This window comes from Euryhalocaulis caribicus (assembly GCF_000412185.1).
GTDB classification, from domain to species: Bacteria; Pseudomonadota; Alphaproteobacteria; order Caulobacterales; family Maricaulaceae; genus Euryhalocaulis; species Euryhalocaulis caribicus.
In genome coordinates, this window is the sequence record NZ_ASJA01000004.1 from 91,579 (window position 1) to 115,333 (window position 23,755).

General features: G+C 64.3%; 23 protein-coding genes and 1 riboswitch. Of the genes, 10 read left to right on the forward strand and 13 right to left on the reverse strand.

Annotated elements, in window-relative coordinates; all coding sequences use genetic code 11:
- Position 1: 1 nt before the first annotated feature.
- The 5 genes from L338_RS16355 to L338_RS04815 all read right to left on the reverse strand — a co-directional run bounded on the left by L338_RS16355 (position 2) and on the right by L338_RS04815 (position 7,687).
- Positions 2-2,050: an ATP-binding protein gene (locus L338_RS16355; RefSeq protein ID WP_022697233.1), complete on the reverse strand. Its 2,049-nt coding sequence runs from the start codon at positions 2,048-2,050 to the stop codon at positions 2-4.
- A 107-nt stretch (positions 2,051-2,157) separates the two neighbouring features.
- Positions 2,158-3,300 carry a flavodoxin-dependent (E)-4-hydroxy-3-methylbut-2-enyl-diphosphate synthase gene (ispG, locus tag L338_RS04800; protein WP_022697234.1) on the reverse strand — a complete coding sequence of 381 codons (1,143 nt, stop codon included), beginning with the start codon at positions 3,298-3,300 and terminating at the stop codon, positions 2,158-2,160.
- Between the two features lie 103 nt (positions 3,301-3,403).
- The gene (locus L338_RS16360; RefSeq protein ID WP_022697235.1) at positions 3,404-4,018 is read right to left on the reverse strand and encodes a helix-turn-helix domain-containing protein; all 615 of its coding nucleotides are present in this window, start codon (positions 4,016-4,018) and stop codon (positions 3,404-3,406) included.
- Positions 4,019-4,123: 105 nt separating this feature from the next.
- Positions 4,124-6,427, reverse strand: a complete 2,304-nt coding sequence (gene ptsP / locus L338_RS04810) for a phosphoenolpyruvate--protein phosphotransferase (RefSeq protein WP_022697236.1) — start codon at positions 6,425-6,427, stop codon at positions 4,124-4,126.
- Positions 6,428-6,448: 21 nt separating this feature from the next.
- The gene (locus tag L338_RS04815; RefSeq protein ID WP_022697237.1) at positions 6,449-7,687 is read right to left on the reverse strand and encodes an aspartate kinase; all 1,239 of its coding nucleotides are present in this window, start codon (positions 7,685-7,687) and stop codon (positions 6,449-6,451) included.
- A 106-nt stretch (positions 7,688-7,793) separates the two neighbouring features.
- Here L338_RS04815 and ubiG point away from each other — a divergent pair, with 106 nt between their 5' ends.
- Together ubiG and L338_RS04825 are read left to right on the forward strand one after the other, a co-directional pair.
- Positions 7,794-8,567 (forward strand): bifunctional 2-polyprenyl-6-hydroxyphenol methylase/3-demethylubiquinol 3-O-methyltransferase UbiG, encoded by a 774-nt coding sequence (gene ubiG, locus L338_RS04820; protein ID WP_022697238.1) that lies wholly within the window; start codon positions 7,794-7,796, stop codon positions 8,565-8,567.
- A 93-nt stretch (positions 8,568-8,660) separates the two neighbouring features.
- On the forward strand, positions 8,661-9,488 hold the full coding sequence (locus tag L338_RS04825) for a MipA/OmpV family protein (RefSeq protein ID WP_022697239.1): 828 nt from the start codon (positions 8,661-8,663) through the stop codon (positions 9,486-9,488).
- On the opposite strand, the gene L338_RS04830 is transcribed toward L338_RS04825, so the two are convergent.
- The 4 genes from L338_RS04830 to L338_RS04845 are packed head-to-tail and all read right to left on the reverse strand — an operon-like array spanning position 9,485 to position 11,798.
- Positions 9,485-9,910, reverse strand: a complete 426-nt coding sequence (locus L338_RS04830; RefSeq protein WP_022697240.1) for a DUF1178 family protein — start codon at positions 9,908-9,910, stop codon at positions 9,485-9,487. The genes L338_RS04825 and L338_RS04830 overlap by 4 nt on opposite strands.
- The gene (locus L338_RS04835) at positions 9,907-10,722 is read right to left on the reverse strand and encodes a carbon-nitrogen hydrolase family protein (protein ID WP_022697241.1); all 816 of its coding nucleotides are present in this window, start codon (positions 10,720-10,722) and stop codon (positions 9,907-9,909) included. The genes L338_RS04830 and L338_RS04835 overlap by 4 nt, the downstream gene beginning before the upstream one ends.
- Complete coding sequence (grxC, locus tag L338_RS04840; RefSeq protein WP_022697242.1) at positions 10,719-10,982, reverse strand: glutaredoxin 3; 264 nt, start codon at positions 10,980-10,982, stop codon at positions 10,719-10,721. Before grxC ends, L338_RS04835 begins: the two co-directional genes overlap by 4 nt.
- A gap of 27 nt (positions 10,983-11,009) precedes the next feature.
- Positions 11,010-11,798, reverse strand: coding sequence for a ComF family protein (locus L338_RS04845; protein WP_022697243.1), 789 nt, complete (start codon positions 11,796-11,798; stop codon positions 11,010-11,012).
- Between L338_RS04845 and L338_RS04850 the strand changes: the two genes are divergently transcribed.
- Positions 11,797-12,717, forward strand: a complete 921-nt coding sequence (locus L338_RS04850; RefSeq protein ID WP_022697244.1) for a methyltransferase domain-containing protein — start codon at positions 11,797-11,799, stop codon at positions 12,715-12,717. The genes L338_RS04845 and L338_RS04850 overlap by 2 nt on opposite strands.
- Here the strand turns inward: L338_RS04850 and L338_RS18090 are convergent.
- From L338_RS18090 to L338_RS04860, 3 genes are all read right to left on the reverse strand, one after another.
- Complete coding sequence (locus tag L338_RS18090) at positions 12,714-12,956, reverse strand: Flp family type IVb pilin (protein ID WP_277813415.1); 243 nt, start codon at positions 12,954-12,956, stop codon at positions 12,714-12,716. The genes L338_RS04850 and L338_RS18090 overlap by 4 nt on opposite strands.
- A complete protein-coding gene (locus L338_RS04855) occupies positions 12,869-13,270 on the reverse strand; it encodes a (deoxy)nucleoside triphosphate pyrophosphohydrolase (protein ID WP_022697246.1) in 402 nt (133 codons plus the stop codon). The genes L338_RS18090 and L338_RS04855 overlap by 88 nt, the downstream gene beginning before the upstream one ends.
- Before the next feature lie 89 nt (positions 13,271-13,359).
- Positions 13,360-14,334, reverse strand: a complete 975-nt coding sequence (locus L338_RS04860) for a peptidylprolyl isomerase (RefSeq protein WP_022697247.1) — start codon at positions 14,332-14,334, stop codon at positions 13,360-13,362.
- Positions 14,335-14,555: 221 nt separating this feature from the next.
- Between L338_RS04860 and secA the strand changes: the two genes are divergently transcribed.
- The gene (gene secA, locus L338_RS04865; RefSeq protein ID WP_022697248.1) at positions 14,556-17,408 is read left to right on the forward strand and encodes a preprotein translocase subunit SecA; all 2,853 of its coding nucleotides are present in this window, start codon (positions 14,556-14,558) and stop codon (positions 17,406-17,408) included.
- A 103-nt stretch (positions 17,409-17,511) separates the two neighbouring features.
- A riboswitch (yybP-ykoY riboswitch) is annotated at positions 17,512-17,689 on the forward strand.
- 22 nt (positions 17,690-17,711) lie between these two features.
- Positions 17,712-18,290 (forward strand): TMEM165/GDT1 family protein, encoded by a 579-nt coding sequence (locus L338_RS04870; protein ID WP_022697249.1) that lies wholly within the window; start codon positions 17,712-17,714, stop codon positions 18,288-18,290.
- 5 nt (positions 18,291-18,295) lie between these two features.
- Here L338_RS04870 and L338_RS04875 read toward each other — a convergent pair whose 3' ends face one another.
- Positions 18,296-19,276 (reverse strand): acetyl-CoA carboxylase carboxyltransferase subunit alpha, encoded by a 981-nt coding sequence (locus L338_RS04875; RefSeq protein WP_022697250.1) that lies wholly within the window; start codon positions 19,274-19,276, stop codon positions 18,296-18,298.
- Between the two features lie 131 nt (positions 19,277-19,407).
- On the opposite strand from L338_RS04875, the gene L338_RS04880 reads away from it, so the two are divergent.
- The 5 genes from L338_RS04880 (at position 19,408) to L338_RS04890 (ending at position 23,752) form a co-directional block, all read left to right on the forward strand.
- A complete protein-coding gene (locus L338_RS04880; protein ID WP_022697251.1) occupies positions 19,408-20,436 on the forward strand; it encodes a sodium:calcium antiporter in 1,029 nt (342 codons plus the stop codon).
- Positions 20,437-20,455: 19 nt separating this feature from the next.
- Entirely contained in the window at positions 20,456-21,406 is a 951-nt protein-coding gene (locus L338_RS04885) for a pirin family protein (protein ID WP_022697252.1), read from the forward strand.
- Between the two features lie 68 nt (positions 21,407-21,474).
- Complete coding sequence (locus L338_RS17545; protein ID WP_022697253.1) at positions 21,475-21,612, forward strand: hypothetical protein; 138 nt, start codon at positions 21,475-21,477, stop codon at positions 21,610-21,612.
- Between the two features lie 64 nt (positions 21,613-21,676).
- On the forward strand, positions 21,677-21,832 hold the full coding sequence (locus L338_RS17550) for a hypothetical protein (RefSeq protein ID WP_022697254.1): 156 nt from the start codon (positions 21,677-21,679) through the stop codon (positions 21,830-21,832).
- Between the two features lie 120 nt (positions 21,833-21,952).
- Complete coding sequence (locus L338_RS04890; protein WP_022697255.1) at positions 21,953-23,752, forward strand: M28 family metallopeptidase; 1,800 nt, start codon at positions 21,953-21,955, stop codon at positions 23,750-23,752.
- The last annotated feature ends 3 nt before the right edge of the window (positions 23,753-23,755 follow it).

A 23,755-nucleotide genomic window follows, 5' to 3' on the forward strand; every position in this document is an offset into this window, starting at 1 on the left:
GTCAGGAAGCCTCGCCGTTAGCCTGACCGGCCGATATGGCGCGACGCCCGCCCGCATTAACAACGCGCGTGATTTCCGCAAACAGGGCGCGAATATCAATCGGTTTCACGGCATACCCGTCCATTCCGGCGTTCAGGCATTTCTTTTTGTCGTCGTCATGCGTATTGGCCGTCAGTCCGACCACCGGCGTATCCGCGTTGATCCCGCCGGACGCACGCAACCGCCGTGTGGTTTCAAGCCCGTCCAGTTCAGGCAGGCCCATATCCATCAAGACGAGGTCGAAATCCTGCGATTCCGCCAGGTTCAGAGCCTCCAGACCGGTCCAGGCCTGCGTAATCCTGTAATCCAGGGTCCGCAGCAACGCCTCCAGGATCGCGTGATTGATGCCGACGTCCTCGACGACCAGAACTTTCAATCCGCGCGGCGTGTTGGACTGCAGGGTTTCCTTGGTTTCCGCCTCTTCCAGACGGGCGCGCCTTAGCGGCACCGTCAGCGTGAATGTCGCGCCCTGTTCGCCGCCATCGGCAAGGACAAGGTCGCCGTCCATGGCTTGGGCCAGCTTGCGGCTGATGGGCAGGCCCAGACCCGTGCCGCCATATTTGCGGCTGATGCTGTGATCGGTCTGTTCAAAGGCCTCGAATATCCGCTCGCGCGCCTCCGCAGGCACGCCCGGCCCTGAATCGGTGACGGACAATGTCATCCGCCATTCCTCGGCGGCGGATTCCTCAAAATCCGCCCGGATGGCGATTTCGCCCTCGCTGGTGAATTTCACCGCGTTTGAAATCAGGTTGAACAGGATCTGGCGAAGACGGGTGGGGTCGCCCATCACGGCGTCCGGCGCATTATGAATGCTGAGATGAAGCGACAGCCCCTTGTCGCGCGCACGCGCGTCCCAGAGTTTCTGCGCCTTCTCCAGAAGGTCAGAGGGGTCCAGCGGAATGACCTCGATGGTCATTTTGCCCGCTTCGATTTTCGACAGGTCCAGGAGGTCGTTCAACAGGGTCAGCAGCATCCCGCCGCCTTCCCCGATCATGTCCAGCTGCTGGGCCTGCCAGTCGTCCAGTTCGCTGGTCCGCAACGCCTGCGTAGCGCCAAGAATGGCGTTCATGGGCGTGCGCAACTCATGGCTGACCACCGCCAGGAATTCGGATTTGACCTTGTCGGCTTTCAGAGCCTGATCGCGGGAGGTCTCCAGCGCTTCCTCATGATCCAGCCGGTCCAGCTCATGCCCCACCTTGCCGGCGATCAGACGCATGATGTCGAAATCGGAATGGGTGAAAGGTTGTTGCGGCTTCGCCGATGAAAAACTGATCGTGCCGGTGACCTTGCCGCCCCGCACCACGCGCGCGCCTATAAATCCCGAAATGCCGGCATTCTGATAGCAGGGATGCTGCACGGCCCCGGTCTCCGGCGCATCGTGAAACGCCAGGGGGGCGGCGCTGTTCAGCACGTCGCGCGTGAAGGATTCTCCAACCGCGAAGACCTGCCCGGCCTGGATCTCGCCCGTCGGGTCGAATACCCGCAACACTTCGTACCGGTCGCCATCGACCGCGCTGATGATGCCAAGGTCCAGCCCGAAATGCTCACACCCCAGGCGCAGCAATTCGCGCAACTTGTAATCGGGATCGCTGGCGCTGGCGGCGAGCTCAAGGATCGCCGACATGCCCTGTTGCCGCAAAACACGGTCGGTCACATCGCGGATGGACCCCATGAAGCCGACATGTTTGTCGCCGCCATTGGTCAGCGGAACGCCGATCGTGGCGCCGTGAAACACCACCCCGTCCGCGGTCTGATACCGCATGATGTATTCACTGCTGTCCGCCGAGGCCGCCGCGTTGAACCGGCTTTGTCCCTGTTGGTTGAAATCCTCGGGATCTGCGTAGAGGACCGCCGTGGACTGGCCGACGATCTCCTCCTCGGAATAGCGGAAAAGTTCAAGAAAGGCGGGGTTTACCTCCTGGATGATGCGCTGCTGATCGGCCACCGCGATTGCATCGGGCAGCCGGTCGAACATTTCGCTGGCATAGTCTGAAAACTTTTGCTTCATCATCCAGGGCTCTGGTCGGACTACGGCATTCAACCCAGAAAACGGGTTCGAAATGACTATAGGTTTAAGAAAGCCGACTTAAAGCCAGCGGACTGCAGGCCCGTAACCGCTTATTCAGCCGCGCTTTTTGCGCTTTCGCCTGCGGCGCGCATCTCGGCGGCCTTGTCCTCGACCATTTGCACGATCCGCTCGATCATCTCCTCGTTGGAGAGTTTCGCGGACGGCTTACCGGAAACGTAAAGCATGCCGGAATCCTTGCCGCCGCCAGTGAAGCCAAGGTCCGTATAGGCCGCCTCGCCTGGCCCGTTCACCACGCAGCCGATAATCGACAGGGAGATCGGCTCGGCGATATGGGCCAGCCGGTCCTCCAGCGTCCGCACCGTCTCGATCACCTCGAACCCCTGCCGCGCGCAGGACGGGCAGGCGATGATATTCACCCCGCGCGTGCGCAGGTTCAGGCTTTTCAGAATGTCGTAGCCGACCTTGATTTCCTCGACCGGGTCCTCGGACAGCGACACCCGGATCGTGTCCCCGATCCCGGCCCACAGCAGCGATCCCAGCCCGATGGAGGACTTGATGGTGCCGGAGCGCCGGGCGCCCGCCTCCGTCACGCCCAGATGCAGCGGACAGTCCATCGCTTCCGACAGCGCCTGATAGGCCGCCACGGTCAGGAAAACATCGCTGGCCTTGGCGGAAACCTTGTACTCGCGGAAATCGTGTTCTTCCAGGATCGCGGCGTGCATCATCGCGCTTTCCACCATCGCTTCGGGGCACGGCTCGCCGTATTTTTCCAGAAGATGGCGCTCCAGCGATCCGGCGTTCACGCCGATGCGGATGGAGCAGCCATGATCCTTGGCCGCCTGCACCACGTCTCGAACCCGGTCTTTCGACCCGATATTGCCCGGATTGATACGCAGGCAGGCCGCGCCCGCCTCCGCCGCCTCGATGCCGCGCTTATAGTGGAAATGGATATCGGCGACGATCGGCACATTGACCTGCGCCACGATGTCTTTCAGCGCGGCCGTGGAGTCTTCGTCCGGGCAGGACACGCGCACGATGTCGGCCCCCGCATCCTCCAGCGCGCGAATCTGCGCCACCGTTCCGGCGACGTCGGGCGTTCGCGTATTGGTCATGGACTGGACGCTGATCGGCGCGTCCCCGCCCACGGGAACGGACCCGACATGAATCTGGCGGCTCTTGCGGCGTTCGATGGCCCGCCAGGGGCGGACATGCATGGCGTCTTCGACAGTCATGGCAGCAGGTTCACACCAGAACTCGGCGCGCGGCGGCGTCCGCCGCGCAAGTCAGGCCTGATATAACAATCGATGAGTTGGGCCGCCATGCGGCCGCCGCGTCTTATTCAGCAGCGGCGACTTCAGAGGGGGCGGTTTCAGTCGCGGCTTCGGTCGCGGTGTCCTGCTGTTCGGCGCTCTCGCCGGCCAGACCGTTCCAGATGGAGGCGTCTGCCTCCTGCGGCGCTTCATCGAAACTCCACTCTGCAAGCGCGGCGGGCACGGGCGGGGTGTCTTCGCTGGCCGAATTGGCCGGAGCGTTATAGCCGTACCAGGTCATGGCGACCGCAGCGAGCGCGAACACGCCGATGGCTCCGGCCAGGCCGCGCGGAAGGCGTTGCTCAGGCGGGGCTTCGGGTTGAATCAGCTCGGGCTTGTAACCGTCGCGGAACCGGCAGTCATTCTTGACGCCTTCCGCAATATGGCAGGGATCCAGACCCAGAAAGGTCGCGTAATTCCGCGCAAAGCTCACCGCATAGGCCCGCGGCGGCAGCGCCAGCGGATCGGCTTCTTCAAGCGCGGTGAGATATTCTTCCTTGATGCGCAGCGCGGTCGCCGCGTCGGCCAGTTCCAGGCCGCGCTCCAGACGCGCCTGCCGGAGTTGCGCCCCGACATGTTCGTCCTCGAAGCCGGAGACCTCGTCTCCGAACCACTCGTCCGAGAACCCGATTGCGGTCATAAGATCCTTCTACCCCTTGTTTCGCGCTGAACCGCATCCCCTGCGGCTCCCCCCAGCGCACGGTGTGACTATAAAGCCTCACCGCAACGATTTTATTAACAGGCTTCACCCGATTTGCCAATGGGTTAGCCCGGAAAAATTACTCTGCGCGGCATATTCCTTCAGAAATTCCCGCGTCGAGCCGTTGTCGCTGCGAATCACCTCTTGCAAGCGCTCTGCCAGAGATTTCGCGTCAAGCTGCAGCGCCATCGCCTTCACAGGCCCGAACCCGCTCGGCGGCATGGAAAGCCGCCGGAAACCAAGGCCCATAAGCGCCATCGCCTCCAGCGGGCGGCCGGACATCTCGCCGCAAACGCCGGCCGGAACGCCATGTTCGGCGCAGATGTCCCGGATTCGGCCCAGCATCGTCAAGAAGTAAGGATCCAGCGCGTCATACCGGTCTGTCAGGCGCGGATGATCGCGGTCCGCGGCAAAGAAGAACTGGAACAGATCGTTCACGCCCACGGACACGAAATCCGTCTCGCCCATGACCGACGGAAGGGCCCAGGCGAAGGCCGGCGTCTCCACCATGGCGCCGATATTCAGCTTGTCCGGCACGGGCCGTCCGCGGCTCCGGGCCCATTCGAATTCCTTCAGGGCCAGCGCCCGCGCGGCGCGGTATTCGCCGACCGTCGCCAGCATCGGGAACATCACGTTCAGCTCCCGCCCGGCGGAGGCCGTCATCAGAGCGCGCAGCTGGTAACGAAGCAGCCCCTTGCGGTCCAGCGACATGCGGATCGCGCGCCAGCCCAGCGCCGGGTTGCGCTCCCGCTCCGAGGAGACATAGGGCAGGATCTTGTCGCCGCCGAGGTCCAGCGTGCGGAAGATCACCGGCTTGTCGCGGGCGGCGTCCAGAACCTGCGTATAGACCTCGATCTGCGCTTCCAGCCGGGGCAGCTGCTCGGCGATCATGAACTGGAACTCGGTGCGGAACAGGCCCATCCCGTCCGCCCCGGTCGCGCCCATCTGCGGCAGGTCGACCAGCAGGCCGGCGTTCAGCATCAGCTCCGCATCCTGCCCGTCCCTGGTGCGGGAGGGACGGTGGCGCAGCCGGGCAAATTCCGCCTGACGCTTGCCGCGCAGGGCGACGCGGGCGGTGTAGGATTCCAGAACCTCATCGGAGGGCCGCAGATGAATGGCGCCGGATTCGCCGTCCAGAATCACCACGTCGCCGTCTTCGGCGCGGTCCAGCGCGTCATCCAGACGCCCGACCAGCGGAATGCCCAGCGCCCGCGCCACAATCGCCGCATGGCCGGACGCCGACCCCTCCTCCAGCGCCACGCCCTTCAGCGTCCCGGCGCCGTATTCCAGCAAGTCCGCCGGCCCGATATGGCGGGCGATCAGGATAGCGTTCTCGGGCAGCTCGACCTGCGTATCCTCGCCGGAAAGATAGCGCAGCGTGCGATTGGCGATATCTTCCAGATCGTGCAGCCGGTCGCTGAAGAAGGCGTCCCGCGTCTGGGTCAGGCGGGCGCGCTGCTCGTTCCGCGCGCGCTCCACCGCCGCCTCTGCGGTCAGGCCGGAGCGCACCGCGTCGAACAGCTTGCCGGTCCAGGCCGGATCGCGCGCGAACATGCGGTAGGTGTCGAATACCTCGCCGGTCAGCCCGGCGCCGACCCGCGCATCCCGTTCCGCCCAGCGGTCCAGGTCAGACTGCAACTGCCCCAGCGCCAGGCGCAGGCGTTGCTCCTCGGCGTCCGGATCGTCCGCGATCAACCGGGTGGAGCCGACATGCGGCTTGTGCACCAGCGCCGTGCCGATGGCGATGCCGCCGGCAAAGGCGCGTCCCTGCAGGGTTTCAAAGCGGGAGGGCCGAAGCTCGATCCCTTCCAGCGCCACTGTGTCCAGAAGGTCGCCGGAGGCGATCACCTCGGCCAGCACCATGGCGATGGTCTGCAAGGTCTCGATTTCGTCTTCGCGGTAACCGCGCTTTTCCACGCTCTGCACCACCAGCACGCCCAGCAGGCGGCCGCCGCGCAGAATCGGCACGCCCAGGAACGTCTGATAGGCGTCCTCGCCCGTCTCCGGCCGGTAGGAGAAGGCCGGATGCTCCTGCGCGCTGATCGTGGAAAGCGGTCGCGCGGTCTGCGCCACCCAGCCGACAAGGCCCTCGCCCGCGTTCAGGCGCGTGGCGTGAACCGCTTCGGCTTTCAGGCCCTCGGTAGCGCACAGCTCCAGCGAGCCGCCGGAGCGGCGCAGATAGATGGAGCAGACCTCGGCGCGCAGATTGGCGGCGATGATGTCCACCAGGCTGTCCAGCCGCTCCTGTGCGTCGCCTTTCCGCGCCATCACGTCGCGGATCTGGCGCAGCAACCGGACCGGGCCGGGCGCTTCGGGCGCAGGAGTTTTCAATTCGGCTTCGTTCGCCATTATCCGCCCTTGGGAGACCTTCTATTCCGCGTCCAGGCCAAAGGCGGCGTGAAGGGCGCGCACCGCCAGCTCGGTATACTCGGCGTCGATAAGCACCGAGATCTTGATTTCAGAGGTCGAAATGGCCTGAGCCGCTATCCCTCGCTCGTTCAGGGCGCTGAACATCGTCTGGGCCACGCCCGAATGGCTGCGCATCCCCAGTCCGATGACCGACACCTTGGACACGTTCGCCTCCGAGGCGAGTTCAGAATAACCGATTTCGTCCTTGTGTGCAGAAATCGCCTCCAGCGCCCGGTCCAGCTCCGCCATTCCGACGGTAAAGACCATGTTCGCGGCCTGTCCGCTGCGCGCCGGACTCTGGACGATCATGTCCACGTTCACGTCGGCGTCCGCCAGGCGGTCGAAGATGCGCGCGGTGGCCTGCGGCGACGGGGGAAGGCCCAGAAGACTGACCTTGGCTTCGTCCCGCGTGTAGGCGACGCCGGACACGATGCGCTGTTCCATATTCTCGTCCTCCGCGCAGACCAGCGTGCCCGGATTGTCCGCCTCGAGAGGCGTCATGGAGGACACCACGCGCAGCGGAACATTGCGCGCCATGGCCAGCTCCACCGAGCGGGTCTGCAAAACTTTCGCCCCGAGAGAGGCGAATTCCAGCATTTCTTCATAACTGATCCGGTCCAGCCGCCTTGCGCGGCGGACAATGCGCGGATCGGCGGAATAGACGCCGTCGACATCGGTATAGATATCGCACTGCGCCCCGCCCAGCGCCGCGGCCAGCCCCACCGCGCTGACATCGGAGCCGCCGCGGCCCAGCGTGGCGATCCGGTTATTCTCCGTAACCCCCTGGAATCCCGTCAAAACCGCCACTTCTCCGAAATCGATGGCCGGTCCGATCAGATCGTCCGTCAGGCCGTCGATACGCGCTTTTCCGTGAGAGGCGGAGGCCCGGACCGGCGCCTGCCAGCCCTGCCAGGAGCGCGCCTTCACGCCCTCTGCGCGTAAGAGCAGCGCCATCATGGCGGCGGACACCTGCTCGCCAGTGGCCAGAATCGCGTCCGTTTCGTCTCGCGGATCGGCGACATCGGCGCCCGCTTCCCGCGCCAGACCCAGCAGGCGGTCGGTTTCCCCCGCCATGGCGGACACCACCACGGCAACGGATTTTCCGGCCGAAACCTCACGCGCCACGCGGCTTGCGGCGACGCGCATGCGATCAAGGCCGGCCACCGAAGTGCCGCCGAATTTCATCACAAGCCGGGACATGCGGTTCCCTTGCCCTCGCCATCTGGCTGTCGCGCATTATTGTCAAACGGGCATGACCCGCGCTCAAGTCGGATACAGCAAAGCGACACGGACGCAAAATTCCCCCATGGCCCACGCAAACGAAGCCGTAGAAGAACTCACATCGCCCAGCATCGATCCCGAAGAGGTCGAAAAATTCTCCGCCATGGCGGACGAATGGTGGGATCCGGACGGCAAGTTCAAGCCGCTTCACAAGATCAATCCGCTGCGCCTGAACTATATTCGCGACACGCTGACCCGCCATTTCGGCCTGGATGCAGACGCCGATCAGCCGCTGAAAGGTCTGCGCCTGCTGGACATCGGCTGCGGCGGCGGCCTGTTGTCGGAGCCCCTGGCGCGGCTGGGGGCCGAGGTCGTTGGCGTGGACGCGGCCATCCGGAACGTCAAAACCGCCAAGGCGCACGCCGAAAAGACCGGCGTGAAGGTCGATTTCCGGCACAGGACGATCGAATTGCTGGCCGAAAGCGGCGAAAAACCCTTCGATGCGGTGCTGAATATGGAGGTCGTGGAGCACGTTTCCGACCCCGCGCAATTCCTGAAAACCAGCGCGTCGGTCGTGAAACCGGGCGGTCTGATGCTGGTTTCGACCATAAACCGCACCTCAAAAGCCTTCGTCATGGCCATTTTCGGCGCGGAATACGTGCTGGGCTGGCTGCCAAAAGGCACGCACCAGTTCGACAAGCTGGTCAAACCCGAAGAGATCGAGGCCGCCCTGGCGCCGGAAGGCTATGAGGTTGGCGAGCCGGTCGGGGTCAGTTTCAACCCGCTTTCGGACGAATGGCGGCTGTCCGGCGACACATCTGTCAATTACATGACGGTCGTAACCGCCCCTGAAAAATAGATTTCGCTGCGGCTTTCCCGCGCGGACCGGGACCCTATCTCTGTCTGGCGCATTGTATGACGCCGCAAGACTAGACCCGGGAAGCCCTCTTTCATGACACTCCGCACCGTCGCCGTGGCCGCAATACTGGCCGCCATGACCGCCCTGCCCGCCGCCGCCCAGTCCGATATGGACCTGCATCCGGTCGCGGAATCCTTCATCAAGAAGCAGGAAAACAAGGATTTCTTCATTCTGGGCGGCGCGGCCGGCCTGTACGGGCCTGTCTATGAAGGCTCCGACGAATACGAATTACGCGCCTTTCCCTTCGCCCTGATCACCTACAAGGACCGTTTCTACGCCGATCCGATCCGCGGCGCGGGCGCATATCTGCTGGAAAAAGGCCCGTTCCGCGCCGGTGCCGGGGTCAATTATTCCTTCGGACGGGATGAGGAAGACGCCGACATCCTGACCGGGATGGGCGACATCAATGGCGGCGCGGCCGCCGAAATCAGCCTGGAATACCGCCCGTGGGAGATGGATCTGCCCGTCGGCCCGTCCTTTACGACGCGTATCAAGCACCAGTTCACGGGCACGGACACCGGAACCCAGGTGGAATTGAATGGCGGTTTCGGCTTTCCGGTCGCCGGACGCATGATCGTCCGCCCCAGCCTGACCGCCGAATACGGCAGTGAAGGCTATAATCAGGCCTTTTACGGGGTGACTCCGGCGCAGTCAGCGCGCAGCGGCCTGCCGGTTTATGACGCGGATGCGGGCTTCCGCTCCGTCGGCGCGGGGGTTTTCGGCACCTATCTGGTCACCGATACATGGATGCTGACCGGGGTTGTGACCTATGACCGCCTGATCGGCGACGCCGCCGACAGCCCGCTGACGCAGGACGAGAACCAGGCGCGGGTCATTCTGGGCGTGGCGCGGGTCTTCTAGTTGAGCTTTTTCGCCCCGTCCGGCGTCAGGCCGGCGGGCAGCGGAGAGAATGGCACGCCGTCCTCGCGCAGGGATTTCGTCTCCTGCGATGTGGCGGTTCCGTAAATCGCCTTCTGATCGCTTTCGCCATCGTGCATCCGGCGCGCTTCCTTTGAAAAATCCGCGCCGACATCCTTGAAATTCTCGGAAATATGATCGCGCATCGCTTTTACGAAGGCGGCTGAATCAGGCGCTTTTTCAGGCTTTTTCGCGCCGCCAGACTTCGCAATGGCGGGGGCCATGACCTGTTTACGCACCTCGGCGCCGCCGCATAGCGGGCATTCGACAAGGCCGCGTTCGGCCTGATCGTCAAAATCGCCGGAAGAGCCAAACCAGGCGTCATATTCATGGCCGCAATCACAGGCCAGCGCGTAACGAATCATGGGGTCGAAAACTCCCGGTCATGCTGCAGGGACGGGATTTTGGACCGAACAGTCTGAACCGCGTCTAAATCCAGATCGGCCAGAAGCACGCCCGGTTCGTCATGGTCCAGTTTCGCCGTCACCTCGCCCCACGGGCCGGCAATGGTCGAGCGTCCCCAGGTCGCTCGGCCGTCTTCGTGCCCGCCGCCCTGCGCGGGGGCCAGAATATAGGCGCCGTTTTCAATGGCGCGGGCGCGGATCAGCGTTTCCCAGTGCGCCTTCCCGGTGGGCACGGTGAAGGCGGCGGGCGCGGTTATAATCTCCGCCCCGGCCTGACCCAGCGCGCGATAGAGGGCGGGAAAACGCAGGTCGTAGCAGATGGTCAGGCCCAGCTTCGCGGCGCCGGCATCGGCCATAACCGCTTGCTGTCCGGGCCGGTAAGTCGCTGATTCCCGCCAGTTATCGCCAGAACCCAGCGTTACGTCGAACATGTGAATCTTGTCGTAGGACGCCTCAAGATCGCCCTCGGGCGAGAACAGGAGGCTGCGATTGACCGCGCGGCCCTCGCCGATTTTCAGGGCGAAGGAGCCGGCCAGAAGCCAGACGCCCAGTTCCTTTGCCAGCGCCGCGAAATGCGCGACGCCCGGGTCTTCGTCCTGCGTCCTGATGTGCTGGAACAACTTTTCGCGGTCGCGCTGGACGATATTGGTCGTCTCCGGCGTTGCGATCAGTTGCGCGCCCTCGCGCGCGGCCTCCCGGATCAGGCTTTCAGCGGCGGCGATATTGGCTTCGGGCTCTCCGCCCGAACGCATTTGTATCAAGCCTGCCTTCACGCCGATTCCTTCAGCAGCGCGTCCAGCCCGCCTTTCTTGTCCAGCGCGAACAGATCGTCACAGCCGCCGACATGCTCGCCATTGATGAAGACTTGCGGAAACGTGTTCCGCCCCCCGGATTTGTCGCGCATTTCGGCGCGCTTTTCCGGGTCCATGCCGGCGTCGATTTCCTCGATCGGCGCTCCCTTTTCCCGCAAGAGCTGCATGGCGCGGGAGCAGAAGCCGCAAAACGGGCGCGTATATATCGTTACAGTGTTCATGGCGGCGTTATGTAAGTCTCTTCTTGTTTATGCCAACGGGTCCAGCGGCTTCGCCACACGCGCGAGAGTCACCGCGTTCACCTCAACCGCCCCGGCCTGCCGAAGCGCGCGGGCGCAAGCCTCAAGCGTGGCTCCGGTGGTCAGGACATCGTCTATCAAAAGAACGCGCGCGCCGCGCATTCGATCCGCCGCTGACTGACGTACGGCGAACGCCCCGGCGACATTGCGGCGGCGGCCGCGGCGCGTCTTGCCCGCCTGGGTCTGGGTCCGGCGGCGCCGATAGAGGCTGTCGGGGTCGAAAACCGCGCCGCTTCTGGCCGCCAGCGCTCGCGCCAGCACGCCGGACTGGTTGAAGCGCCGCCGGATCAGGCGGGAATAATGCAGCGGCACGGGCGCGATATAATCTGCCTCCGCCAGCAGCGGCCCCGCCGCCCGGGCCATCCAGTCCGCGAAGGCGGGCAAGGCGTCCCGACGGCCGCCATGCTTGAACGCCAGGACCAGTTTCCGGCTGGCGTCGTCATAGGCCAGGGCCGAACGCGCCTTGCCATAGCGGGGCGGCCGCGCCGCACAGGCGCCGCAGACGGCCGCGCCCTCCACCTCGAACGAAAACGGCGTTCCGCAGGTGTCGCAGAACGGCGCCTCGATAAAATCCAGCGCGCCCCAGAGCGTGGCGGAGACATCCCCGGCGCGGCTGACCGGCTCCGTGCTGAGCGGGGATAGCGGCGGCAATAGCGCGTCCAGCGCGGCGCGCGCCGCGGCGCCGGGCAGCAGAGCCGCCCTTTTCCCCCAGGCCTTGTCGGCATATCTGACGGGCATGTCCGGCCCCGCCCCCTTCGACCGTTCGCTTCTGCGCCTTCGCCGCGACCGCGCGGCGGGACGTATAGACGCCCATGATTTCCTGATCCGCGAGGCGGTCAAGGACTCGCTGGACCGCGCGGCCTTCACGACGCGCAGTTTCGACCGGGCGCTGGCCATTGGCGGCGCGGGCCTGACCGGCGAGGAAATGGCCGCCGGACCGATGGCGGACCGCATCGGCTGGCTGGCCGAAATGGACCTGTCGCCGCGCATGGCGATGCGGACAAACAGCCCCGCCTTTGCGGCGAACGAAGAATCCCTGCCGCTGGCGGAAGACAGCCTGGACCTGGTGCTGGCGCCGCTGACGCTGCACTGGATCAACGACCTGCCGGGCGCGCTGATCCAGATTCGCCGGGCGCTGAAGCCGGACGGGCTGTTCATCGGGTCGATGTTCGCGGCGGGCACGCTGGCCGAACTGCGGGAATGCCTGACGGAGGCGGAACTGGAGATTACCGGCGGCGCGGCGGCGCGGATTGCCCCGTTTGCCGATGTGCGGGACGCGGGCGGCCTGTTGCAGCGGGCCGGTTTCGCCATGCCGGTTTCCGATCTGGACCGCCGCCGGGTCGTCTATCGCGACCCGGCGCGGCTGTTCCATGATTTGCGCGGCATGGGCGAGACGGCGTCCCTGTCCGACCGCGCCCCGGCGCTGAAGCGCGCCGTGTTCGCGCGGGCGCTGGCGCTCTATGCCGAGCGTTACGCGGATGAAGACGGCCGCCTGCCGGCGACTTTCGTGATCGCCAATATTTCCGGCTGGGCCCCGGCCCCGGACCAGCCCAGGCCGAAAGCGCCGGGATCGGCGCAGAAAAGTCTGGCGGAGGCGCTGGGCGTAAAAGAAGAGAGCGCGGGAGAAGCCGCGCAACCGGGCAAGCCGAAGCCTTAGGAGGCGATCTCGGTCGCCACGGTATTGAACATATCGGTGCTGTTATTGGCGAACAGCGTGACCGCCCCGACAATCGCCAGGAATATCAAGGCGCAGATGAGGCCGTACTCGATGGCTGTCGCGCCGGATTCATTTCGCGAAAACCGGGCGATCAGCCCAGACGGGCCTCGATCTCCGCGGCCAGCGGAACGTCGACGTCCGGCATGTCGTAGCTGAGCAGGTTTTTGGGCCGCACCCAGGCGATTTCCTGCCCCTCGCGCGGAAACACCACGCCGTCCCATTGGCGGCAGAGAAACAGCGGCATCAGGATGTGACGCCCGTCCTGCGGGGCGGAGGCAAAGGCGAAGGGCTGCAGGCAGGTGCGGCACGGTTCGACCTCCAGCTCCTCGTAAAGCTCCCGGATCGCCGCCTGTTCGGGGGATTCTCCGGCCTCGACCTTGCCGCCCGGAAACTCCCACAGCCCGGCCAGCGGTTTGCCCGGCGGGCGGCGGGACAAGAGTATCCGGCCATCCGCATCCAGCAACGCCACCGCAGAAACAAGAAGAAGCGGCAATGATGCAGGGCGGCGGACGCTATCACTGGAATTATTAAGGTCCGGTTCCCCGAAAGCCTTCAATTCCAAAGTATCGCGAGATTTTTCGCTCACTCTTCCGGGGCCGGTTCAGCGTTATCTTCCGGCGCGGCGTCGTCTTGCTGCTGCGGCGCAGGCTCAAGCGTGACGGGTTCATCATCGGACCCGGAATCGCCTTCCAGCGAGACCGCCGGCGCATCGCGAACAGTGATTTCGGTGTTGTCGCGCAGATCATCCAGCAGGTTCTGGATTTCGTCGAATGTCATGAAGCGCACGATACGCGGGCGCAGCTCCTCGAAACTCGGGCGCTGCTGGGCCCGGCGGTCTTCAACCTTCACGATATGCCAGCCGAATTCGGTCTCGAACGGGTCGGAGATTTCACCCACCGGCGTGGCGTAAGCCGCGGTGGAAAAAGGCGCGACCATGGCGTCTGACGTGAAATAGCCGAGATCGCCGCCATCCAGACGCGTCGCCTCGTCTATGGAGTTGTCGAAGGCGAGCTGTGCAAAGTCCGCGCCCTCATCCAGCTGCGCCTTGATCTCGTCGGCGGCCTCGCGCGTCTCGACCAGAATGTGACGCGCGCGAACCTCGTCGCCCAGCTCCACCAGGCGCACCTGCTCGTCATACATGCGGCGGATCGAATCCTCGGTGACGCTTTCGTCCACGGCGGTCTCGACCAGGACATTGCCGAGAATGCGTTCGCGCGCGGTCTGCAGGCGGCGGCGCGCTTCATCCGTGTCGGCAAGGCCGCGGCGGGCCGCCTCCATGGCCAGCAGGCGCTGGTCGATCAGCTCGTCCAGAACGCGGGAATAAGCATCGGAATCGGTCGAGATGCGGTCGCCCGGCGCAATGGCGCCCTGGGCGGCGGCCTCGCGCTCCACATCCGAGACATAGATGCGGGTTTCCCCGACTTCGGCTGCGACAGTATCGCCCAGACGCGTGACGTTATCGCGCAACTCGACGGAGGCTTCGGGGCTGCTCTCGTCGGAGCAGGCGGCCAGCGCAATTGCGGCCAATAGAAGGAACAGGCCGGAGCGGATGCTCATTTATGATACCTCCAGACGCTCTTGGACACGGGTTGGCGGCAATCTAGCCGCCGCGCGGCTTCGTTGACAGGGCACGGGGCCGCTCTTAAGTCAGCGCCGAGTGCAAGTCGGACCATCAGACCCTGAATTCAAGGGCTTTAATACTGATCGGCCCGGTCCCATTTCACTGGCCAGACCGTTCCATCTCTCTGCGCCGCTAAAGAATTGCGATCCGTCTACCTATGCTCAATTTCGCCAAACGCTTTTTCGGGTCTTCCAATCAGCGCGTTGTCAAACGCATGCAGGGGACGATCGACAAGATCAACGGGCTGGAGCCTGAATTCGAGGCGCTCAGCGACGATCAGCTGAAAGCCAAGACGGCCGAGTTCCGCGAGCGTTACAAGAACGGCGAGAAGCTGGACGCTCTGCTGCCGGAAGCCTTTGCCACGGTGCGCGAGGCCGCCAAGCGGACGCTGGGCCAGCGCCATTACGACGTGCAGCTGGTCGGCGGCATCGTGATGCATCAGGGCGATATCGCGGAGATGAAGACCGGCGAGGGCAAGACGCTGGTCGCCACGCTGGCGGTTTATCTGAACGCCATTCCCGAAACCGGCGTGCATGTCATTACGGTCAACGACTATCTCGCCTCGCGAGACGCCGAATGGATGGGCCAGGTCTATAATTTCCTGGGCCTTTCCGTGGGCTGCATCATTCACGGCATGGTCGATCACGAGCGCCGCGCCGCCTACGCCGCGGATGTCACCTACGGCACGAACAACGAGTTCGGCTTCGACTATCTGCGCGACAACATGAAGTATGCGCTGGAGGACATGGTCCAGCGCGGCCACCACTTCGCCATCGTCGACGAGGTGGACTCCATCCTGATCGACGAATCCCGCACGCCGCTGATCATTTCCGGCCCCACCGACGACCGCAGCGATTTCTACCGCCAGGTCGACAAGGTGATTCCGGAGCTGGTCGACGAGGATTTCGAGCTGGACGAAAAGCAGCGCTCGGTCGTGCTGACCGAGGACGGCAACGAACATATCGAGCAGATCCTGATCCAGCACGAGCTGCTGGAGCCGGATACGGACATGTATGACGTGACCAATGTTTCGGTCGTTCATCATGTCCAGCAGGCGCTGCGCGCGCACAAGCTCTACACCAAGGACAAGGACTATATCGTCAAAGACGACAAGGTTGTCCTGATTGACGAGTTCACGGGCCGGATGATGGAGGGGCGGCGCCTCTCCGAAGGTCTGCATCAGGCCATCGAGGCCAAGGAAGACGTCGAGATCCAGCCGGAAAACGTGACGCTGGCCTCCATCACCTTCCAGAACTATTTCCGCCTCTACAAGAAGCTGGCCGGCATGACCGGCACGGCGGCGACCGAGGCCGGGGAGTTCGAGAATATCTACGGTCTTGGCGTGGTCGAAATTCCGACCAACAAGCCGATCGAACGCGAAGACAATGACGATGAGGTCTATCGCACGGCGCCGGAAAAATACGCCGCCATCATCGACGACCTGATCGAGCGGCGCGAGAAGGGCCAGCCGGTTCTGGTCGGCACGGTGTCCATCGAGAAATCGGAAGTGCTGTCCAAGCTGCTCTCCGACAAGAAATTCTTCCGCCAGACGCTGGGCCATCTCTATCGCACCGCCGAGGAACGCAAGGCGGCCGGCGAGAAGGCCGACGCGGCGGTCGAGCGCCCGTCCATGGCGGAAATGCTGAAAAAGCTGCCCATCGAGCACGCGGTGCTGAACGCCCGTCACCACGAACAGGAAGCCTTCATCGTGTCCCAGGCCGGCGTGCCGGGCGCGATCACGGTCGCCACCAACATGGCCGGCCGCGGCACCGACATCCAGCTGGGCGGCAACGCCGAGATGCTGCTGGAGAAGTGGATGGAGGAGCAGACCGGGAAGGGCAAGGAGCCGACCGAGGCCGAAATCGAGGCCGAGCGCGAGAAAATCGCCGCCGCCATCGCCGAAGACAAGCGCGTGGTGAAGGAGTCCGGCGGCCTGTACGTGCTGGGCACCGAGCGCCACGAAAGCCGGCGCATCGACAACCAGCTGCGCGGCCGTTCGGGCCGCCAGGGCGATCCCGGCAAATCCAAATTCTATGTCTGTCTGGAAGACGATCTGCTGCGCATTTTCGCGCCGGAGCGCCTGGACAACATCATGAAGACGTTCGGCATGAAGGAGGGCGAGGCCATCGCCCATCCGTGGATGTCGAAGGCGCTGGAAACGTCGCAGCGCAAAGTCGAGGAGCGGAACTTCGAGATCCGCAAGAACCTGCTGAAATACGACGACGTCATGAACGATCAGCGCAAGGCGATCTTCGAGCAGCGCATCGAGTTCATGACCGAGGACAATGTCGACGAGGCCGTGCGCGACATGCGCCACCAGGTCATCGAGGACAAGGTCGCCCATTACGTCCCGCCCAAGGCCTATGCCGAGCAATGGGACATCGCGGGGCTGGCCGAAGAGATCAAGGATGTCTTCGACATCGAGCCGCCGATCGCCGAATGGGCCAAGGAAGAAGGCATCGCCGACGAGGAAATCCAGAACCGTCTGGTCCAAGCGGTGGATTCCCGCTACGCCCAGCGCGTCACCGAACTGGGGCCGGACCTGATGCGCCGCGTCGAGAAGCAGATGCTGCTGCGCACGATCGATGAATCCTGGCGCGAGCACCTGCGCGAGCTGGACCAGCTACGCTCCGTCATCGGCCTGCGCGGCTATGCCCAGCGCGACCCGCTGAACGAGTTCAAGACCGAGGCCTTCAACCTGTTCGAGGCGCTGATCGTGGACCTGCGGGAAAAGGTGACGCGCACGCTGATGCGCGTCCGCGTTTCCGTCGAGCCGCCCAAGGCGCCCGAGCCTCCGCAAATGCAGGCCCAGCATATCGACCCGCATACGGGCCGGAACGAGATGGGGGACGGAGAAGGTCAGGCGTCAGCCTCGACCATGCCGAAACAGGCGCGGCTGGACCCGAACAACCCCGATAGCTGGGGCAAGGTGCCGCGCAACGCGCCCTGCCCCTGTGGCTCCGGCAAGAAATACAAGCACTGCCACGGCACGGTCTCGGCCGACGCCTGAGACAGCCCGCCTTGCTTGCTCTTGATTAAAAGGCCCGGCCCCGCGCCGGGCCTTTTATTGTTGTGATTGCCCTTTGCGCCGGCCCCCGCCTTCGGTTACACAGCGCCCTGTCATTGGGGAGTAGCCGTCCTCCGATTTGCGAGAGGAGAGCGCGTCAACAAACTCCGGCTTTATGCCGGTGGCGCGTTCAGGCCCGAACGGGTTTGGCGAGACCTTTGACGCCGAGCGCTTCAGCCGGGACGGGCGGAGCGCTTTGCGTCATTGGATTCGCGAAGCCCCGCCCGTCCCGGAAAAGTTCAAGATATGGAATCGTTTCTGGTTTCCACGGGCGTCGTCGCGCTGGCCGAGATTGGCGACAAGACGCAATTGCTGGCTTTCATACTGGCCGCGCGCTTCCGCAAACCCGTTCCCATCCTGCTTGGGATTCTGGCCGCCACAATCCTCAACCACGCCCTGGCCGGGGCGGTTGGCGCTGCGGTGTCCGCGTTCCTTGGCCCCGATGTCCTGCGCTGGCTGCTGGGCCTGGCCTTTCTGGCCATGGCGGGGTGGGTGCTGATCCCGGATTCGGATGACGGCCTGAAAACCCATGGCGGCGCAATGGGCGCGTTCGGGGCGGCGCTGGTCTCGTTTTTCATGGCGGAAATGGGCGACAAGACGCAGATCGCCACAGTGGCGCTGGCCGCCCGGTTCGAGGCGCTGACCGCCGTGATTGCGGGGACCACGCTGGGCATGATGCTGGCCAACGCGCCGGCGGTGCTGCTGGGCGAGCGCGCCGCGCACCGGATCCCGGTGCGGCTGGTGCATGGCCTCGCCGCCTTGATGTTCACGGCGTTGGGCGTGCTGACGCTGCTGGGCGTCGGGGCAGGCCTCTATGGCGCTTAAGAGAGCTAGCTGAGTTCCCGCCCGATGCGCAGGAAGCGTTCGCGGCGTTGCTCGCGAAGCTCGTCCGCGCTGCGGTTTTCCAGCGAAGCCAGCGCCCGGTCAATCGCCTTGCCGACGCTCTGAATTATCTCTGACGGGGCGCGATGGGCGCCGCCCATCGGCTCCTGAATAATGTCGTCGATGACGTGCAGATCCTGAAGATCGTTCGCGGTGATCTTCATGGCCTCCGCCGCGTCCTTGGCCTTGGCCTGATCGCGCCACAGGATAGAGGCGCAGCCCTCAGGCGAGATCACCGAATAGATGGAGTGCTCCATCATCAGGACAGTGTTGGCCGCGGCCAGCGCAATGGCGCCGCCGGAGCCGCCCTCGCCCGTGATGACCGTCACCATCGGCACGCCCAGCGTCAGGCAGCGCTCGGTCGAGCGGGCGATGGCCTCGGCCTGTCCGCGTTCTTCCGCGCCCAGACCCGGATAGGCGCCGGCGGTGTCGACGAAGCTGACCACCGGTATCTGGAATTTCTCGGCCAGATCCATCAGGCGCACCGCCTTGCGGTAACCCTCCGGGCGGGCCATGCCGAAATTGTGATGCAGGCGGGTCTGGGTGTCGCGGCCCTTCTCATGGCCGATCACCAGAACCGGGCGTTTGGTCATCCAGCCCGTGCCGCCCAGAATCGCCGGGTCCTCGCCAAAGGAACGGTCGCCCGACAGCTCGGTAAAGGCCTCGATCAGGTTCGATCGGAAGTCGTGGAAGTGCGGGCGGTCCGGATGCCGGGCCACCTGCGTCTTCTGCCAGGGCGTCAGATTCGCATAGGTCTTGCGCAGCTGGTCAGCGGCCTTTTCGCGCAGGCGCTTGATTTCATCAGCCACATCGACGCCGTCATCGCCGTCGCCGTTCGAGCCGGCGGCGGATTCGAGCTCTTCGATCTTCGCCTCGAGCTCGGCGATGGGACGTTCAAAATCGAGATAGGTGCGGGTGGGATCGGACATCGGGTTTTTTATAGCCGCCGCGCGCCCTTTCGACGCGGCGCGCGCAACCTAACGGGGCCTTGCCCCCCTCACAAGCGGCGCAGACGGTTAACCGGCCGGAACAAGGCCGCCGCGCCCGCATTGGGAAGGCAATGCCAAACCCCGCCGCCCTGCCCCTTCCTGTCCTGATCCTGCTGTTTCTGGTTGCGGCCGCCATAATTCTTGCGGCCGGGTCGCGGCTGGCCGGGGCCGCGGACAAGCTGGCGGACGCCACGGGGCTGGGCGAGGCGATGACCGGGGCGATCATCATGGGGGCGATTACGTCCCTGCCCGGCATTGTCACCTCCGTCGCCGCCGCCGCGCAGAATCACCCGGAACTGGCCGTTTCCAACGCCATGGGAGGCATTGCGGCGCAGACGGCGTTTCTGGTCATCGCCGATTTCGCCTATCGCCGGGCCAATCTGGAGCATGCCGCGGTATCGCTGGCCAATCTGGTGGACGGCGCGGCGCTGATCGGACTGATCGCGCTGGTGCTGCTGGCCGCATCCGGGCCGGAGGTTTCCATTCTGGGCGTTCACCCGGTCACGCCCTTCCTGTTCGCCGCCTATCTGTTCAGCAAGGACGTGGCCCTGAAAGCCCGCAAATATCCGATGTGGAAGGCGGCGCAGACCACCGAGACGCGCTATGACCGGCCTGACGACGATCACGGCAAGCACAGCATCGTGCGCCTATCGGCCGAGGTGGCGTTTCTGGGCCTGATCACGGCGGTCGCCGGGTTTGCCGTGGCGCAGACCGGCATCGGCCTGATCGAAACCGCCGGATGGCAGGAAAGCCTGGTGGGCGCGGTCTTCACCGCGCTGGCGACATCGACCCCGGAACTGGTGACGACGATCGCGGCGGTGCGGCGCGGGGCGCTGCAACTGGCGGTGGGCGGCATACTGGGCGGCAATACGTTCGACGTGCTGTTCGCCGGCGCCGCCGACGCCGCCTATCGCGAAGGCTCGATCTATCACGCCATGGGCGCCGACACCGTGTTTCTGAGCGTCCTGGCGGTGGTCATGACGACGATCCTTCTCATGGGTCTGCTGCGCCGCCAGCCGCATGGATTCGCCAATATCGGATTTGAAAGCTTTGCGGTTCTCCTGTTCTATCTCGGGGGACTGTTGGTTATCGCCATCTAGCTGTGCAGGAGAGGCAGGCATGTCCCGTTATTCCGAAGAAGTTCCGGCAGATGATGAGCGCGAAGCGCCCTGCAAGGCGATTGACCTGATTATCAATGCCCGGCCCCGCGATCTGGGCGGGTTTTCCGTCCGCCGCGTCCTGCCCTACGCCAGACGGCGGATGGTCGGGCCGTTCATCTTCTTTGATCATATCGGCCCGGCGGTGTTCGAACCGGGCAAGGGCATCGATGTCCGCCCGCATCCGCACATCAATCTGGCGACCCTGACCTGGTTGTTCGATGGCGGCCTGCGCCACCGCGACAGCCTGGGCACCGATATGGTCATCCGTCCCGGCGCAGTGAACTGGATGACGGCGGGCCGCGGCATCGCCCATTCCGAGCGCACCGACGATGGGGACCGCGAAGCCGGTCACCGGCTGCATGGCATCCAGAGCTGGGTCGCCCTGCCCGACGAGCACGAGGAAGCCGATCCCGGCTTCTTCCATCACACGCCGAACGAACTGCCCACGCTGACCAGCGATGGCGGCGCGGCGCTGACCCTGATTGCGGGCGAAGCCTACGGGGTGGAATCGCCCGTTCAGCATCTTTCCCCGCTTTTCTATCTGCAGGCGGAGATGGAGGCCGGAACCACGCTGGCCGCGCCGGACAACTATACCGAACGCGCGGTCTATGTGGTGTTCGGGGAAGTGGAAATTGACGGTGCCGCCGTGCGCGAAGGCGAAATGGCGGTTCTGGGCGAAAACGCGCCGATTCGCGTTATGGCGAAAGACCGCACGCGCCTGATGCTGCTGGGCGGTGAGCCTGTCGGCGAGCGCAAGATCTGGTGGAATTATGTGAGTTCCCGGCCCGATCGCATCGAACAGGCCAAGCGCGACTGGACCGCCGCGGCGCAGGACGGGTTCCCCGAAGGCGGGCCGTTCACCCTGCCGCCTGGCGAGCATGAACATATTCCGCTGCCCGATGATGGATAAAAAACCGCGTTCATGCGTTTAAGCCCCGACCCGCGCCCCGATGGCGTGAAAACAAGGGGAAAAAGACCATGAAGAAATATATCGCGGCGCTGGCCGCCCTTGGCATGCTCGGCGTTGCCGCCTGTGAAGACGAGGCCGAGATCGAAACCCCGGCCGGCGAGGTCGAAGTCGAGGAAGACGGCGACGTCAACGTCAACGAAAACTGATCAGATTGCGTGCGGCGGGCCGGGTTTTCCCGGTCCGCCGTTTTCATTTCATGGAGATTACATCATGCGTATTGCCGCCCCCGTGATTCTTGCCGTGCTCGCCCTTGCCGCCTGTGAGGACGAGGAAACCGTGACCATCGAAACGCCCGCCGGAACGATCGAGGCCGAGGAAGATGGCGACATGAAAATCGAGGCCAAGGACCCGGAGAATAACGGATAGACTCGCCGCGCCCTGCCGGAGACCCCCGGCGCGCGGAAGCGCGACAAGCCGCCGCCCTTGCGGCGCGCCGCGAAACGCGCTTCCAATGCGGCAGAAAAATAACACTCGAGGGAGACACCAATGCGCTTTTTAGCCGCCGCGTCGGTTCTGGCGATTTCGCTGGCCGCCTGCGGAGACCAGACCGATACAGAGATTGAAGATACCGCCGCCGAAACCGGCGAAGCGGCCGATTCCGCCGAAATGAACGGCGACGCCATGACCGAAGACGGCATGGCGGAAGAGGACATGGCCGCCGGGGAAGACGATTCCGAGGCCATCGTTCAGGCCGCACAGGCCGAAGTCGACAACTCCGTCGCCGAAATCACGGCCGAAGATGTCGCCAACCGCATCGAGATTCTCGCCAGCGACGCCTTTGAAGGCCGCGCCCCGGCGACCCCGGGCGGCGAGCGCACGGTGGAGTGGGTGACCCAGGAAATGCAGCGCATCGGCCTGGAGCCGATGAGCGACGCCGGATACACCCAGACCGTTCCGCTGGTGGAAGCGACGCTGGACACGGCGCAGTCCGATTTCGCCATTTCCGGGCCGGACGGCGACATCTCCCTGCAACTGGGCGAGGATGTCGTTTACTGGACCAAGCAGATGGAAAACGAGGTTTCTTTCGAGGATTCCGAACTGGTTTTCATCGGCTATGGCTCCGTCGCGCCGGAATATGACTGGAACGACTACGCGGACATGGACTGGTCCGGCAAAACAGTTGTGATGCTGGTCAATGATCCGGGCTTCGCGACCGAGGACCCGGAACTCTTCAACGGCCGCGCCATGACCTATTATGGCCGCTGGACCTACAAATTCGAAGAAGCCGGCCGGCAAGGACCGGACGCGGCGATCATCATTCACGAGACCGAGCCGGCCTCCTATGGCTGGTCGGTGGTCCGCAACTCCTGGACCGGGCCGCAGCTTTCGCTGGAAACCGAAGACCCGAAAGCCAAGCTGGAAGGCTGGGTGACCCGCGAGAAGGCCGAGGAAATGTTCACGGCCGCCGGGCTGGACCTGGAAGAGCTGAAGGAACAGGCCAAGGAGCGTGGGTTCGCGCCCGTGCCAATGGAAGGCCTGACGGCTTCGGGCACGGTTGTGTCCGACGTTAAGCGCAGCGAGTCCAAGAATGTGGGCGGCGTGATCCGCGGCTCCGAGCGTCCGGACGAGTATGTGCTCTATACCGGACACTGGGACCATCTGGGCGCCCAGCCGGCCGATTTCGGCGAAGACACGATCTATAACGGCGCCGTAGACAACGCCTCCGGCACGGCGGGCATCCTTGAAATCGGCGAGAAATTCGCCAAACGGGAAACGCCGCCGGCGCGCTCGGTCATGATCCTGGCGGTCACGGCGGAAGAATCCGGCCTTATCGGGTCCGACTATTTCGCGCAGAACCCGGTGGTGCCGCTGAAGGACATCGTCGCGGGCATCAATATCGATGCGATGCTGCCCGACAGCGAATCCCGCGACATGGTGGTGATCGGCTATGGCTCTTCCGAGCTGGAAGACATGCTGGCCGAGGTCGTCGAGCCGATGGGCAAGACGCTGACTCCGGACCCGAACGCCGAGGCCGGCTATTATTACCGCTCCGACCATATCTCGCTGGCCAAGCGCGGCGTGCCGATGCTGTACGCTGAAGGCGGCGAGGACCTGATCGAGGGCGGCACGGAAGCCGGCGAAGCGGCTGCGGCCGACTATCGCGCCAACGCCTATCACGGCGTGGCTGACGAATACGACGATAGCTGGGACATGTCCGGCATCGTTGCCGACCTGAAGATCCTGTATCAGCTGGGCGAGAACCTGGCGGACTCCGAAAGCTGGCCTGAATGGTATGATGGCAGCGAATTCAAGGCGATCCGCGAGGAACAACGCGCAAGCGAATAAACG

Bases quoted from the DNA above. Each gene is read 5' to 3' on its own strand.
- secA (WP_022697248.1), top strand. From the start codon at position 14,556: ATGCTCAATTTCGCCAAACGCTTTTTCGGGTCTTCCAATCAGCGCGTT.
- L338_RS04830 (WP_022697240.1), bottom strand. From the start codon at position 9,910: ATGATTCGTTACGCGCTGGCCTGTGATTGCGGCCATGAATATGACGCC.
- L338_RS16355 (WP_022697233.1), bottom strand. From the start codon at position 2,050: ATGATGAAGCAAAAGTTTTCAGACTATGCCAGCGAAATGTTCGACCGG.
- L338_RS17550 (WP_022697254.1), top strand. From the start codon at position 21,677: ATGCGTATTGCCGCCCCCGTGATTCTTGCCGTGCTCGCCCTTGCCGCC.
- L338_RS04880 (WP_022697251.1), top strand. From the start codon at position 19,408: ATGCCAAACCCCGCCGCCCTGCCCCTTCCTGTCCTGATCCTGCTGTTT.
- L338_RS17545 (WP_022697253.1), top strand. From the start codon at position 21,475: ATGAAGAAATATATCGCGGCGCTGGCCGCCCTTGGCATGCTCGGCGTT.
- L338_RS04870 (WP_022697249.1), top strand. From the start codon at position 17,712: ATGGAATCGTTTCTGGTTTCCACGGGCGTCGTCGCGCTGGCCGAGATT.
- L338_RS04875 (WP_022697250.1), bottom strand. From the start codon at position 19,276: ATGTCCGATCCCACCCGCACCTATCTCGATTTTGAACGTCCCATCGCC.
- ptsP (WP_022697236.1), bottom strand. From the start codon at position 6,427: ATGGCGAACGAAGCCGAATTGAAAACTCCTGCGCCCGAAGCGCCCGGC.
- L338_RS04860 (WP_022697247.1), bottom strand. From the start codon at position 14,334: ATGAGCATCCGCTCCGGCCTGTTCCTTCTATTGGCCGCAATTGCGCTG.
- L338_RS16360 (WP_022697235.1), bottom strand. From the start codon at position 4,018: ATGACCGCAATCGGGTTCTCGGACGAGTGGTTCGGAGACGAGGTCTCC.
- ubiG (WP_022697238.1), top strand. From the start codon at position 7,794: ATGGCCCACGCAAACGAAGCCGTAGAAGAACTCACATCGCCCAGCATC.
- L338_RS04845 (WP_022697243.1), bottom strand. From the start codon at position 11,798: ATGCCCGTCAGATATGCCGACAAGGCCTGGGGGAAAAGGGCGGCTCTG.
- L338_RS04850 (WP_022697244.1), top strand. From the start codon at position 11,797: ATGTCCGGCCCCGCCCCCTTCGACCGTTCGCTTCTGCGCCTTCGCCGC.
- L338_RS04825 (WP_022697239.1), top strand. From the start codon at position 8,661: ATGACACTCCGCACCGTCGCCGTGGCCGCAATACTGGCCGCCATGACC.
- L338_RS04890 (WP_022697255.1), top strand. From the start codon at position 21,953: ATGCGCTTTTTAGCCGCCGCGTCGGTTCTGGCGATTTCGCTGGCCGCC.
- grxC (WP_022697242.1), bottom strand. From the start codon at position 10,982: ATGAACACTGTAACGATATATACGCGCCCGTTTTGCGGCTTCTGCTCC.
- L338_RS04815 (WP_022697237.1), bottom strand. From the start codon at position 7,687: ATGTCCCGGCTTGTGATGAAATTCGGCGGCACTTCGGTGGCCGGCCTT.
- L338_RS04885 (WP_022697252.1), top strand. From the start codon at position 20,456: ATGTCCCGTTATTCCGAAGAAGTTCCGGCAGATGATGAGCGCGAAGCG.
- ispG (WP_022697234.1), bottom strand. From the start codon at position 3,300: ATGACTGTCGAAGACGCCATGCATGTCCGCCCCTGGCGGGCCATCGAA.